We start from the raw sequence: 13,787 nt of genomic DNA, 5'->3' as shown, positions 1-13,787 counted from the left end.
ATGAAAAAACTATTCAACCAAAAGAAGTTTCTGCCACTAAATATACAATTTTTTGCGGATGATCCAGCACCAACAGATTTACCAACAGACCCACCTACTGATTTGAATAGTGATACTCCAACAGATCCACCGAAAGGAGGTGAAAGCGAGTTAACTGCAGACGAACTTGATAAGTTGGCGGAATCCAAGTTTCTCAAAAAACTAGGTGTGGATGATTTCTCTCAGCTTGAGAAAACGCTGAAATCCCATAAAGATTGGGAGGAAAGCCAAAAAACCGAAGTGCAAAAGCAAACAGACCGACTGAAAGATTTAGAAACGTCATTAGGGACTGCCAACGATGAGAAATTCACCTTGCAATCGAAACTAGCCGCATATGACGCAGGAGTCACAGGAAAGAATGCTGATGCTGTTATCATTTTAGCCAAAACAAGAGTAAGTGATGATGTGGATATTAACGCAGCCATTAAACAAGTGGTTGATGAGTATCCACATTTTGCCGAAGCACCACCGCAAGAAGGCAAAAAGCCACCTCAATTTGTTCAAGACAAACACACGAAAGATAATTTGACCAAAGAGGAAGCATTCATGCAAGCCTTTAACTAGATTTTGCACTTATAAACCATTCAACTACTAGGAGGAAAAACAAATGCCGGTTTTAAATTATGCTGAACTATATACGAAAGCTCTTGAACAAAAATTCACGAAGGAATTAGCGTTTTCTAAGCTTTACAACACGTCAAATAACGCACGTATTCGTTTTGTGAATGCAAAAACAATTCAAATTCCACGTATTGACGTAACAGGAATGGTAGATACGAACCGTGACGCTATCACTGGATTTACTCGTAAGGTGGATAACGACTGGGAAACAAAAACACTTGATCATGACCGAGAGTTTGATACGTTTATCGACCCAATGGATGTGGATGAAACAAATGATGCGGTGACAATTGCTAATACCACTCGAGTGTTCAACGAAGAGCAAAAGATTCCTGAAATGGACAAGTACATGGCATCTAAGCTGTTTGCAGAAGCTACTGGCTATGGTGTAACACCTGTTACGACTGCTGCAACTGTTGCAACTGTTTTAACAATCTTTGACCAACTGATGGAGGATATGGATGAAAATGAAATTCCTGCTGAGGGTCGTTTGCTTTATGTGACACCTGCTTTTTATACACTTTTGAAAAACGCAGAACAAATTCAACGTCAAATTCAAGTCACTAGCAATAACGGAGCTGTAAATCGTTCTGTACGTTCTCTTGATGATGTTGAATTGATTCGTGTCCCTTCATCTCGTATGAAAACATTGTACAATTTCACAGTCGGAGCAGTTGCAGATCCTACAGCAGACCAAATCAATTTGATTCTGGTTCATCCAAACGCAATTCTTTCACCAGTGAAGTATGAGCAAGTGCTACTTGGTCAACCTTCATCTCTTTCTAAAGGGAAGTACACGTACTACGAACGTTCATATTGGGATGTATTTGTATTTGAACGTAAAGCACAGGCTGTAGCGTTCCACACAACACCATATTCAGCATAAGAGAGCTTAGGCTCTCTTTTCTATTTTAAATTGAGGAGGGAAACGAATGGCTAAAGTAAAAAAGAGTAATCGCGTATTAACGGTTGATGAAAATGCAGTCGAAGCTTATCTCAAACAAGGATATGACAAGGTTGATGATAAAGGGAAAGTTCTTAAAAAAGCTATTGCTGGTAAGTCAGTTTCTGCTGCAGAACACAATAAAGTGATTGAAGAAAACGATAAGTTGAAAGAGGACTTAAAGAAAGCAAAGGCTGATTTAACTGCAGCTAAAAAGTAAGGGGTGAGTTAGATGCCTTATATCACACTGGAGTATTATAACGACACCTACCACGGAACGCCGATTGATGCAGACGAGATTGACCGCTTCATCGGTCGTGCATCTGATGTGGTAGATATGGTGACCAACTATAAAATAACTGACTTTGATGCCCTGCATCCACGTATACAAGAGCTTATTAAAAAAGCGACCGCTGCACAAGTGGAATTTTTCGAAGTAGCAGGAGGCATTGATGAAATAGTAGCTGAATCACTGAATAATGCAAGCATCGGAAAGTTTTCCTATGGCAATAAAGCATCATCAGGGAATCTTTCTAGAACACAGGCGGCTATATCGCCATTGGTAATCCAATTTCTTTCTCACACAGGGCTATTGAATAGGTCGGTGAGTGTTTATGGCTAGATCCATACCTAAACGCTTGCTAATACATTCTGTGAATTACGAAGAGTATGTGGGCGATGACCGTTATGGTGAAACATGGGCAAAGCCAATTGAGATTAAATTCGTGAGGGTTGAGCCTTCGCGAAAGGTTACATCTAATGCAAACGGTGAGGACATTGTGGCTCAATCGCTTATTTTCATCGACGCTAAACACTCCAAACCATTTGTGAAGATGGAAAAGGGGTCGAAAGTGACGTTTAACGGAGTTGAGACCTTTGTGAACAAGGTAGATCCTCTTTATGCGTTCGGACCTAACATTCATCACTATGAAATAGAGGTTGTTTAGATGAAGGTGAAAGTAAATATGGATTATGGCGCTCTCAGATCAAAGATGGTTAACGCAACAAATAAAACTCAATCGATTTTGGATCTTCAAGTATTAAAAGATTCAAATAAGTTTGCTCCACAAGATTTATCGGAACTTAAGAAATCGAGTATAAGAACTTCTAAAATCGGTACCGGAGAATTAATCTGGGAAACGCCTTATGCTCGTAAGTTGTATTACAATCCCCAATACAAATTCTCGAAGGATAAAAATCCTTTAGCTGGCGGTTTGTGGTTTGAACGAGCTAAAGCTGAAAAGAAAAAAGTGTGGATAGTGGTAGCTAAAGCAGCATTCAAAGCAAATTTGTAGGTGGTGGCTCATGGATTTCATGGATAGATTATTGGATAAGATTGAATCTGAATTTGATTTATTTGGTTCATCAATCGTAATAGGTGGTTTGAATGACGGGAATAGCATTGCTGTTCGTCGAATACCATCGCCTCCTAGAAATCGTTTTATGGATGGTAACCGCACAGAGGAATATGGTGTTCAATTGCTCGTTAAGCACAGAGATGGTCGTATTGCGACTTCTACAACTCAAGAAATTTCAGATTTATTAGAAACACTAGAAGAACTGTCATCTAATGATGGTTCTTTTTCTTTTGTCAAAATGGAATGCACTACCTTGCCAAATTGGGTGGAAACAACAAATGGCAAAGAGCAAGTGTACACAGCACTGTTTGTTGCTGAATTATACAGAACTAGGGAGGTAATATGATGGTGGAATTTGAATTGCAATATAAAAATAAATTTAGAATTAATACGGCACCTGACACAGAACCAGGTGTTCTAGCGCTATTGGCGGCAGGAATTACTTCTGTTGAACCTTCTACAAACGATGAAGTTGATCAAACACCCTACTATGACGGTGAAGGCTATACAACCAGTACAGTTACAGGTGGTCAATTAATACTTTCTATCTCTGGTCATCGTGTAGAAGGAGATCCTGCACAAGATTTCATTTTCTCAAATATGCTTAAATTCGGAAAAAATCGTGAGACAGATTTCGAATGGGAACGACCGAATGGCGAAGTTATTTCTGGTGATGTAACGATTGCTAATATCGAACCAGGCTCAGGCGATGCAAACGCCAAGAGTGAAATCAGCTTTGAAATTCATTTCAACGGTGCGCCAGTTGTTACACCAGCAGTCTAATCAAACAAATATTCAACTTGAAGAGGGAGCTTAATGCTTCCTCTTTTTATTTAACTTAACAGGAGGACTAACCCATGACAGTAAAAAAATTCGAACTCAAAAAATCCTACGAAGTCATCGAGATTGATGGAAAGAAATATCAAATGGAGTTAAATGATGAAGCTTTGAAATCACATAGAAAGATGTTTAATGCAATGAAAGTGAAGATGGATGCATTACAAACGATTGATCTCGAGAGTGCTACAGAGGAAGAACAAGATAAATTAGAAGTCGATTCCATTCTGGCGATGAAAGAGACCATTGACCAATTGCTAGGAGAAGGATCTTATGATCCTATATACGAATCTGCAGGACGTTCATCTTACGCACTCGCACACCTTGTCTATCAATTAATGGAGGTAGTTGACGCTAAATTTAGCGACGTCCAAACAAAGAAAAAAGAGAACTACTATAAATCCTCTAAAAAGGTGAATTAATCGTGTTAACACTTACACAACGCTTTGATGACAAGGTGGAGATACAAGGTGAGATATACGTTCTAGATCTATCTTTCGACAACGTGCTAAGAGTTTTGGAAGTGTTTAATGATGTTGACTTTAACCCTTACGAACGGTTAGAAATGGCTTTTTCAATGCTAATACCCAATGAACCAGATGTTCCTTTTCAAACAAAGGATCAGATGGTTCTTTTTGTGTTGAAAGAATATGCAGGAATCGATTTCGAACAATCCGAGCAGCCGAAAGAAAAGCCATATTTCGATTTATATCAGGATGCAGGATACATATTCGCGTCCTTTCTTCAAGACTACGGAATGAATCTCTATGACTATCACGGGAAACTTCATTGGAAGCAATTTCAATCGTTACTTAGTAGCTTGGGCGAGAAAACGAAATTCAAAGAAGCGATTAAATATCGTGCAACGAAAGTACCTGGGCGAACGAAATACAACGCTGATGAAATTAAGTACATTCTCGCTATGAAAAAAGCTTACGCATTGAAGGGACAAGAAGATCCTGATTTAGTAGTTGATCGAGTGGATAGTGCATGGGAAAAGGTAGCGAACTTCTTTAAAGCAGGGAGGTGAAAATAATTGGCAGATGGCTCGATATTAATAGACTCCAAAATTGATGAAAAAGGGATAGATAAAGGCATATCAAGCCTTCAATCTAAAATGGGTAAAGTCAGTTCCAAAATGACAAGTGTTGGTACGGGGATGAGTAAAGCGGTCACTCTACCTATCCTTGCTGTTGGGGCCGCAGGATTAGCCGCAGCTGTTAAATTGGATGATGCGTATAACACAATCAGACGAGGAACAGGTGCTACTGGTGAGGATCTTGAATCCTTAAAAGAAAATTTTAAAAACGTATTTAAGAATGTACCTGAGTCGGCAGATGAAGTTTCAACCGCACTGGCTGACTTGAATACGAGAACAGGGCAAACAGGTGAACCGTTAGAAGCGTTAACAAAGCAGTTTCTCGAACTAGGTCGTGTCTCTGGTGAGGATGTGCCAACATTAATTGCTAGTGGTACGCGAGCCTTTGGAGATTGGGGTATTGCGGTCGGTGACCAATCTGATACGATGGACTATTTTTGGAAAGTGTCTCAAACGACAGGAATAGGCGTGGATAAACTTGCTAGTCAAATGGTTCAGTTCGGTGCTCCTTTACGTCAAATGGGGTTTGACTTTGATACGTCTGCTGCTCTTCTTGGAAAATTCGAAAAAGAAGGGGTTAATGCTGAACTGGTCATGGGATCTATGCGACAAGCATTAGGGAAAATGGCTAAACAGGGCATTGATGCAGAAACAGGTTTAAATAAGACAGTGGAATCGATAAAAAACGCAGGGAGTGCATCCGAAGCAAACGCGCTGGCAATTGAACTATTTGGCGCTCGTGCAGGACCTGATATGGCAGCGGCAATTCGTGAAGGTCGTTTTGAAGTAGATGAATTATTAGCGACGTTAGGTAGTAGCGAAGAAACAATAGGGAAAGCAGCCGCTGACACACAGACACTCGGTGACCGTTTTAGCATGCTGAAAAACAACACAATGCTCGCGCTTGAGCCAATCGGTAAAATATTAATGGAGTTCGCTGAAAAGTGGATTCCGCCTTTAATTGCAGCGGTTCAAAAAATGGCGGAGTGGTTCGGGAAATTATCGCCAACAATGCAATTAATGGCTGTCGTAATTGGTGTAATCTTTGCCGCTATAGGACCTTTCTTAGTTGTACTAGCTATGATTATCAGTTCTATTGGGACAATGATTCCAGTCATTCTAAAAGTCTGGGGAGTGCTATCAAAACTAGCGCCTATTTTCCACATCATCCGAACCGCCATGATGGTACTAATGGGACCTATTGGACTCATTGGGATTGCAGTTGGGGTATTGGCTTTCCTAATTTATAAATATTGGGATGAGATAAAGGCAATTACGAAGGCTGTTTTTTCGTGGATTGGTGATTTTTTAGTAATGATATGGGATGGAATTAAAGCCTACTTTACTTTCATGTTAGCTGTTTACAAGACTATATTTACTGCCGCATTTAATGCGATTAAAACAGTAATATCTGTAGCCGTAGGGGTTATTAAAACGGTAATAACATTTGTGTTTGATGCGATTAAGACTTATTTAACATTCGCGCTCAACCTCTATAAGACTATTTTTCTAACTGTTTTTAATGCGATTAAAACAATAATTTTAACTGTCGTTAATGTGATTAAAACCATTATTAATACGGTGTTTAATTGGATTAAAACCTATCTCACTACGGTGCTTAATATTTATAAAACAGTGTTTATGACAGTTTGGAACGCTATTAGAACAGCAGTTCAGACGATTGTAAATGCAATTAAAACGGTTATCAGCACGGTATTTAATACGATAAAAACAGTTATTTCAATAGCCATGAACAGCATTAAGACCGCCATTTCAACGACATGGAATAGCATTAAAACTATTATCTCAACAGCGATAAATAACGTAAAGTCGACCATATCAAACGGAATGGCAGCAGCATTAAAGATAGTGACAGACATTGGCAAGAAATTCAAAGAAGCTGGCGGTAAAATCATTTCGATGTTGGCAGATGGGATTACTGGAGCGATTGGTAAAGCCACTGGCGCAATCGGTAATGTGGTAAGTAAAGTTCGTGATTTCTTGCCTTTTTCTCCTGCAAAAGAGGGACCACTCAGCGACCTGGACCATTTAGACTTTGCCGGTCCTATCATGGATAGTATCAAGGGTGGACAAACCAAGGTCGAACACGCGATGAGTTCTTTATTGCAAATGCCGGACATGAATGGGCTTGTAGCTAATGCTTCAATGGGTGGTGGAGGATCAGTTCAACCCAACAATACAACACACCAAAATAATGGAGTGACAATCAATGTTCAAAATATGAATGTGCGTGATGAAAATGACGTTCAATCAATCAGTCGTGATTTATATGAGCATGTAACACGCAGTCAAAGGGGGCGTGGAAACCGATGATTCTAATTGATAATTATGATTTAACAAACTTGAATATTAAAGTTGAAGTGTCCACTCCTTATGCGAATTTAGCTAAGGTGACATCTCGAATAGAAGATAAAGAAGGGGGTGGAGCAACGGATTTCGGTTCAGTGCTCCATTCAACGGAATTAACATTCAATGTGGATATTAAAGCAACTAATGCTTACGACAATTATCGTCAGTTCATGGGACTTTTCATTGATAAGACAGGGAAGCCCCAAAAAGTAAAGATGAAATACAAAAGAAGTCCTCAAAAATACTTTTTATGTTCTTTATCGAATATCACGGAATTAAGTTACGTGGGATTGTATTTCGCAAAATTTAGTTTCACGTTAATTTCGTCCGATGGATACGCCATTAATGATCAAATTGTTTCAACCTTATACCCAAACGTAGGAAGTGTATCAGGAATCAGCTATCTTGGAGATTTGCCTACAGGATTTAAAATGACACTTTCGGGGACATTCGGAAACTTTAAAGCGCGGTTGAATGACTCTGATGGTTCCAATCAGGAATTCGTTTACACAGCAGCGAGCCATTCTGGGACATTGGTAGTCGATTCTGAACTTTATGACGTGGCGGAAGTAGGGGCATCTGGTTTACGTAATGCATCAGGAGACTTTTTGAAATTAAGTAAAACGTCTACATCCATTACCTTCACTGGATTTATTACTACATCTGTCCGACTTGAGTATTATCCAAAATGGCTGAACTAGAAATGAGGTGAAAACATGAGTGATGATTTATTGGTTCTCTATGATTTGAACGAAAGGTTTTTCACCTCTTTCGGTTTAGGTGTTCTTGCAAAAGCTCGGAAGATTAATGTGAGAAAAGTAATGAACGATATGTACACTTTGGATTTTGTGATTGGCAAACAAGAGCGAAATTCCGGGAAATTAATAGAGGGCCGTTTCATTAAAGCCAATGAGACGGTTTTTATTATTCGGAAAATTGAAGAAGTGGGACATGGTAATACAGCGGATTGCTATGTATTTTGTGAGCACATTATCACGGAATTGTTAGAAAAGCGTGTACCAGCATTTTCAAAGTTACGCACAATAACAACAGATATCGGCATTGAAATCCTGAAAGGAACTCGTTTTAAGTTGGTTCCTGATGTCGAGAAAACTCATTCCATCGTTCAGGAGAACTCTAACTCCATGAAGCAATTGCATCATTTAGCAGCCATAGGAAATTTTATTATTCTTCCTTCAGGGTTACCTGATGTGAATGGTATTTTTACAATTGTATACCGCCAAAATACGGGTAAACAAATTGGATTCTTTATTTACAACGAAAAAAACGCAAAACGTATTCATCGAACTACTGATGGAGCCAATGTAGTAACTCGTCTATATCCAGTAGGTTCAAACGGATTAACCATTGCACGTGCAGCGGCCAATTCAAAAGGGCTTATATACATGGATTCTGTGAACCTTTCTAGCTATGCTTATCCACGTGAAGTTGAAGTGGAGTTTTCAGAAATAGCTGACCCCGATGCACTATATGAGGCAGGACTGGAATTTTTGTCAAAACACGATAAACCCATTTTTACCTATGAAGTGGAAATCGACGATTTAACAGTTGAAGCATCGAAAGTGATTGAACTAGGTGACATCTTTTTAGCTCGTGATGACAACCTGGGATTCACTGCAGATGTGATGCTAGTTAGCATGGATCAAGAAATTGGCACGAATAAAGTGATTTGTGGTTTTGACACAAGGCAAAAGAATTTAGCAGATTTGTTTAATCAATCGTTTGAGCAAGAAGAGAACAAAGAAGTGATCACAGTCGACGCCAATAAAGAATTAATGACTTTGAATTCAACTTTTCAAGAAGTAGCAAAAGTAAACGTTACAGCAGCATCACCCACTATTTTGTTAGCTGGAGTTAATGTCTTATTAAATGTTACATCTGGAGGTTTATTAGAAGGTTCAATTGTATTAAATACCGGTATTCAGATTATAGAGATTAAACAAACACTTACTGCAGGATGGCATACTTTGGGCGTCCCTTTTTCAATTCCTGAACTGGTGGCAGGTTCGTCTACCATACAATTGAACTTGAAAATGTCGAGTGGATTGGCAATCGTCGATATGCAAAAAGCTAAAATGTACGTTCGAGGTGACAAGTTATTATCGGCTACTCAAGCTGGGCCACCAGGGGCTTCAATTAACGAACCAATAACAATAAACGCAGTAATAGAAATTATTGAAGATATTGTTGTTCATTCAAGACAAATTGGAATCTTGAATTATCCAAAGGATGCAATGGACTTGGAAACTACTCTTACGTTTAATGACACTGCAACCGTTATAGTAAAAACAGAATAAAAGAGGATGATAGATTTGAAGGATAAAATGAAATTAATTGCAGAGCCGAAATTAAAAGGTAAGGTGAAGATAGAAAAATTCGAAGACGGTATTTTGCATGACACAATTGAAAAACACAATTTTATAAATCCAAGAGCGAATGCAGTTTATGATATGTTAGCTAGACATTATATGTTTGGTCAGGGTTTCCTCCCTGTAAATAATGCAGAGCATCAACAAAACAACCTTTTATTTAGAACATTGATGTTAACTGATAACGTAAAATCGACAGACCCAGGAAATGAAACATATGTAGATGGGAAGCTAATAGGGTATGCACAAACAGAAGTTACTTATGTAGGTTCAGACTCGTTATTGGGCACGATTAATACGGCAGAAACATTTATCAATAATGAAAGAGCAAAATTAGTATTCGATTTTCCTACCTCCGCAGGAAACGGAACCTTCCAAAGTATCTATTTAACACCATTTCCAGGTAGTGTTTTTGATTTATTGGCAGGTTTAAGAGTGCAAATTCCACTAGACGTTAAGGCGAATCTAGGTGGAGCAGGAACGATTGACCATTCCCGATATGCATATGATCATTTTAGTGGGGATATTTATATAAACAGAAGCCCTAATTTACACAGATTAAGAATATTTTATGATGTTTCCACAGGTAATTTTTCGTTTGCAGGCGAAATAGTTAGAACGGTTGCGTTACTATCTAGTAGAAATAATTCGGGTTTTTGGTTCACTCAAAATGATTTAATGTGGGCCACTACTGATCACAAAGTCTATAAAGTTCCTAAATCTGATTTAACTGGATCACCTGTTTTAGTGGCTACTATGCCAACAGCTATAACAAGTAGTGGTTATTCTGCATATACTGTCGGTTACGATCATTCTGAAAATCAAATTGTATTCATGCGGACAGATGATAAAGTTTTAATTCGTTTTGATTTAGAACTAAATGAAATCAACCGAACACCTACAAGTTTTCCAGTTGGTTGGAACTTTCCATTACAGTTTTCTCACGATGGAACAAAATTATTTAAAATGAACAATCCATATAGCTCGGGATATATTAGTTACTATATGGACTTAACAGATAAAGAAGTGAAATTATTTAGAACTAGTTCGTCATACGGTTCATTCGGTTCTGGTGGTGATAGCAGGTATGGAGTTTTGTTTGATTACTCAGATGAATTTTTCTTGCGAGTGAATCCATCATATATCGAATTAGTTCCTAAAGTGTTTTTCGGATCTAGGGTTTTATTAGAAACGCCTGTCACCAAAACAAATGCCGAGACAATGAAAATTACGTATGAATTGGAGTTTCCTCCATATCCTTTAACGCGTTATGTTTCTCCATCAGTATGATACTAAAAGTTGGTGGGACCTTATTTAGGAATCTAGTATATCAAGATGAAATGTTCAGAAGATAGATATGTGTACGATTACTTAAAGAACGTCCACACGGGCGTTTTTTTGTTTACTTAAAAAGAAGGGAATTGAGACGATGAATCATAATACAGATACAGCATATACGTTTTTTATTGGAGGGGGCTTTGCAGCGCTCTCTTTTTTAGTGGGAGGATTTGATAACTTGATATTAGCTTTAATCATATTTATGACAGCTGACTATATAACGGGTTTGATGGTGGGTTGGCAGACAAAGACATTATCTAGTTCCATAGGATTTAAGGGTTTAATGAAAAAGACGGCTATGCTATTTGCAGTAGTGGTTGCCGTACAGCTTGATGCGATTTTTGGTAATCAAGGACAGTTTATGCGGTACGCCATGATTATGTATTTAATTGGACTTGAAGGTGTATCACTCATTGAAAATTTTGGACATTTAGGATTTAATGTCCCTAAGCAAGTTAGTGATGCATTTACTCAGCTTAAAAACGAAAATGGGCCTAAAACAGAGACGCCAAAGGAAGGTGATAAGTGATGGCAACTATTCAAGATTTACGACCAAACACACCACGTACCAATGGAACTCGGTTTCTAAAAGCAATTAAACATATTGCTCGACATCATTCAGGAGGAACAACAGGTAGTTGGGCTTCATTCTGGCCATTCTGGAATAAAACTAAAGGATGGGGGACTGGAGGATATCATGAAATTATCTTGCTTGATGGAACGGTTCAGCTCTGCTATGACCCAGAAGAAATTACAAATGGCGTAGGTGGCCACAATTCAACAACTTATCATATTTGCGTGGTTGGCAATGGATCCTTTACTGCAGTACAAGAAAAAGTGTGGGAAGAACGATGTATTTTTAATATGAAGAGATTCGGATTATCTGCAGATAAAGTATTAGGACATAAAGAATTTAATGGGGCAGCTACAGCATGTCCAGGGATTGATATGGGCATGGTTCGGAATAGGTTAGTATTCTTACAGCTGAACGCTTCTAAGCCCGTAGTCAAACCTGTAGCAAATCCTATAGAAAAGGGGAATGATAGTGTGTTTACTTATTTAAGTCGAGGAGATAAAGGACAAAAGGTAAAACAGCTGCAAGCGAATTTAATAAAAGTTGGATTAAAACTTGCTGTAGATGGGAGTTATGGACCTGCAACTGAAAATGCAGTCAAGGCATACCAAACAGCAAATGGACTAACTCCAGATGGTTTTTACGGATTTGCTACAAAAGCTAAACTAGAATTTGCTGTAAAACCAGCACCGAACAATAATAAACAATATCGGCTAATGACAGGTACGTTTAGAACAAAAGAAGCCGCCGAAAACGCAGCAGCTAAACTGAAAAAACAATTCGGTTGGGTCGTTTACGTCAAGGATGCATGAAGTGATATAATTAAGTCATGCAGGGCATCCTTTGCCTAGATGGACCACTCTTAATCGGGTGGTCTTTTTTATTTGAGCAAAATCCATCTGGTGCATCCAATGGATCTCATGTCAAACATTTTTTGAGCTTCACATTAAATTATATGATTTTAAAGGAACTTTAGATTTTATTGTCGAATAAAATACTGTAAGGTATAAGAGATAAATAATTTTGGTATTATTAAATATTATTGGGTAGTATACTGTATAGGTCTGAATGTAAATGAATTTCTAAAGTTTCCTAAAAAGAGGAGAATTAATATGGAAGTTTACGGCAAGGTTTTCCGTAAATACTCTCACAATGAACTAAATATTTTTAATAAATCATATAATCCTGAGAAAGAAAAATACCATGAGGTAATTTTGGAAATGAAATCCCGTGGTTATAAACAAGTGATTATAAATTCAGAACTAATGGTGAGAATTTTAAATGAAATAATATTGAATGAAGGATTTATTCTTCAAATAAAGTTTACTGATAATACAGATGAAAACTTAATTGTTGATGTAACCAATTTAATTAAAAATATAAGACATAATCCTATACAGTTTATTAATCTAAAAGAAAAATTAGATTGGGCTTTGGACAATAATTCAATCGATATTTTTAATGTTGAGTTATTATACAAAAATAATAAATATACTGTTTATTCAAATGGTTTAATAATGGGAAATGAATTAAATGTAATCTACGAAGAAATTGTAAAAAAAATACTCATTGAGTATCTGTCATGACTGATAAGAAAAAAGAAATATCTAAGGAAATAAAAGGGTATATAAAAAATTTTTCTATTCTATTTTTGTCAGGAATCCCATTATACTATGGTTTGTCGATTGCAAAATCGATTTTTAATATTGAAAACGAAAGACTTATATGGTTAATAGATTTAGGGTTTTATAATTTGATATTTTCATTAATTGTTGCAATTATTTTATTTTTAATCTCTATAAAGAGAACTAACTTAGAGATTAGTCTTTATTATTCTGAAGATAAACTTAGTAAAGTAACCTTAGAAAATGATAAAAAGAAAACAATACATTTGGGAATTACAGTGAAAGGTAATAGAAGTAATATTCCTGATAGAATTACATTACACTATCCTGATTGGTTAGACTTGCAATTGAAAGGTGCAGAGTATATAACAGCAGAAGATTCTCTAAATCAATACTATTTCGATTTGCAAAAAATGTTTAATCAGCAAAAAGAGATTGATCTAACAAAGATAATTCCAATTGATATAACGGGCTATTCAGATGCAATGAATAAAATTAAAATAATCCCCGAATTAACAAAAATAGAACCGAAAATCCGATTCTTTACGAGCATAAAACTACAAGGTCTCAAAATTAATTTAAAGGGGAATTGA

Annotated in this window: 18 protein-coding genes; all 18 read left to right on the top strand. The window is 37.3% G+C overall.

The annotated features are described in order from the left end of the window. Nucleotides 1-603 carry a hypothetical protein gene (locus C406_RS0106255; RefSeq protein ID WP_017379746.1) on the top strand — a complete coding sequence of 201 codons (603 nt, stop codon included), beginning with the start codon at nucleotides 1-3 and terminating at the stop codon, nucleotides 601-603. A gap of 43 nt (nucleotides 604-646) precedes the next feature. After that, nucleotides 647-1,546, top strand: coding sequence for a hypothetical protein (locus tag C406_RS0106250; RefSeq protein WP_017379745.1), 900 nt, complete (start codon nucleotides 647-649; stop codon nucleotides 1,544-1,546). A gap of 46 nt (nucleotides 1,547-1,592) precedes the next feature. Continuing rightward, nucleotides 1,593-1,823, top strand: a complete 231-nt coding sequence (locus C406_RS0106245) for a hypothetical protein (protein ID WP_017379744.1) — start codon at nucleotides 1,593-1,595, stop codon at nucleotides 1,821-1,823. Nucleotides 1,824-1,835: 12 nt separating this feature from the next. Beyond that, nucleotides 1,836-2,225 carry a hypothetical protein gene (locus tag C406_RS0106240; protein WP_017379743.1) on the top strand — a complete coding sequence of 130 codons (390 nt, stop codon included), beginning with the start codon at nucleotides 1,836-1,838 and terminating at the stop codon, nucleotides 2,223-2,225. Further along, the gene (locus C406_RS0106235) at nucleotides 2,218-2,550 is read left to right on the top strand and encodes a putative minor capsid protein (protein WP_017379742.1); all 333 of its coding nucleotides are present in this window, start codon (nucleotides 2,218-2,220) and stop codon (nucleotides 2,548-2,550) included. The genes C406_RS0106240 and C406_RS0106235 overlap by 8 nt, the downstream gene beginning before the upstream one ends. Next, nucleotides 2,551-2,898, top strand: coding sequence for a minor capsid protein (locus tag C406_RS0106230; protein WP_017379741.1), 348 nt, complete (start codon nucleotides 2,551-2,553; stop codon nucleotides 2,896-2,898). A 10-nt stretch (nucleotides 2,899-2,908) separates the two neighbouring features. Then, a complete protein-coding gene (locus C406_RS19330) occupies nucleotides 2,909-3,307 on the top strand; it encodes a phage tail terminator protein (RefSeq protein ID WP_017379740.1) in 399 nt (132 codons plus the stop codon). Next, nucleotides 3,307-3,744 (top strand): phage tail tube protein, encoded by a 438-nt coding sequence (locus C406_RS0106220; protein WP_017379739.1) that lies wholly within the window; start codon nucleotides 3,307-3,309, stop codon nucleotides 3,742-3,744. The genes C406_RS19330 and C406_RS0106220 overlap by 1 nt, the downstream gene beginning before the upstream one ends. A gap of 74 nt (nucleotides 3,745-3,818) precedes the next feature. Continuing rightward, nucleotides 3,819-4,220, top strand: coding sequence for a hypothetical protein (locus tag C406_RS0106215; RefSeq protein ID WP_017379738.1), 402 nt, complete (start codon nucleotides 3,819-3,821; stop codon nucleotides 4,218-4,220). Between the two features lie 2 nt (nucleotides 4,221-4,222). Beyond that, complete coding sequence (locus C406_RS0106210) at nucleotides 4,223-4,828, top strand: Gp15 family bacteriophage protein (RefSeq protein WP_017379737.1); 606 nt, start codon at nucleotides 4,223-4,225, stop codon at nucleotides 4,826-4,828. Between the two features lie 6 nt (nucleotides 4,829-4,834). Further along, complete coding sequence (locus tag C406_RS0106205) at nucleotides 4,835-7,231, top strand: phage tail tape measure protein (protein ID WP_017379736.1); 2,397 nt, start codon at nucleotides 4,835-4,837, stop codon at nucleotides 7,229-7,231. Further along, a complete protein-coding gene (locus C406_RS0106200; protein ID WP_017379735.1) occupies nucleotides 7,228-7,968 on the top strand; it encodes a phage tail family protein in 741 nt (246 codons plus the stop codon). The genes C406_RS0106205 and C406_RS0106200 overlap by 4 nt, the downstream gene beginning before the upstream one ends. A 15-nt stretch (nucleotides 7,969-7,983) precedes the next feature. Continuing rightward, nucleotides 7,984-9,585, top strand: coding sequence for a phage tail spike protein (locus tag C406_RS0106195; protein ID WP_017379734.1), 1,602 nt, complete (start codon nucleotides 7,984-7,986; stop codon nucleotides 9,583-9,585). A gap of 15 nt (nucleotides 9,586-9,600) precedes the next feature. After that, nucleotides 9,601-10,947, top strand: a complete 1,347-nt coding sequence (locus C406_RS0106190) for a hypothetical protein (RefSeq protein WP_017379733.1) — start codon at nucleotides 9,601-9,603, stop codon at nucleotides 10,945-10,947. 139 nt (nucleotides 10,948-11,086) lie between these two features. Continuing rightward, entirely contained in the window at nucleotides 11,087-11,524 is a 438-nt protein-coding gene (locus C406_RS0106185) for a phage holin family protein (RefSeq protein WP_017379732.1), read from the top strand. Beyond that, nucleotides 11,524-12,381 carry a peptidoglycan recognition protein family protein gene (locus C406_RS19845; RefSeq protein ID WP_017379731.1) on the top strand — a complete coding sequence of 286 codons (858 nt, stop codon included), beginning with the start codon at nucleotides 11,524-11,526 and terminating at the stop codon, nucleotides 12,379-12,381. The genes C406_RS0106185 and C406_RS19845 overlap by 1 nt, the downstream gene beginning before the upstream one ends. 300 nt (nucleotides 12,382-12,681) lie before the next feature. Then, the gene (locus C406_RS0106175) at nucleotides 12,682-13,155 is read left to right on the top strand and encodes a hypothetical protein (RefSeq protein WP_017379730.1); all 474 of its coding nucleotides are present in this window, start codon (nucleotides 12,682-12,684) and stop codon (nucleotides 13,153-13,155) included. Then, nucleotides 13,152-13,787, top strand: coding sequence for a hypothetical protein (locus C406_RS0106170; RefSeq protein WP_017379729.1), 636 nt, complete (start codon nucleotides 13,152-13,154; stop codon nucleotides 13,785-13,787). Before C406_RS0106175 ends, C406_RS0106170 begins: the two co-directional genes overlap by 4 nt.

The organism is Paenisporosarcina sp. TG-14 (genome assembly GCF_000297555.1).
Lineage (GTDB): Bacteria > Bacillota > Bacilli > Bacillales_A > Planococcaceae > Paenisporosarcina > Paenisporosarcina antarctica.
Note: the sequence above shows the minus strand (reverse complement) of the source record. Positions and strands in the feature narration are given on the sequence as shown.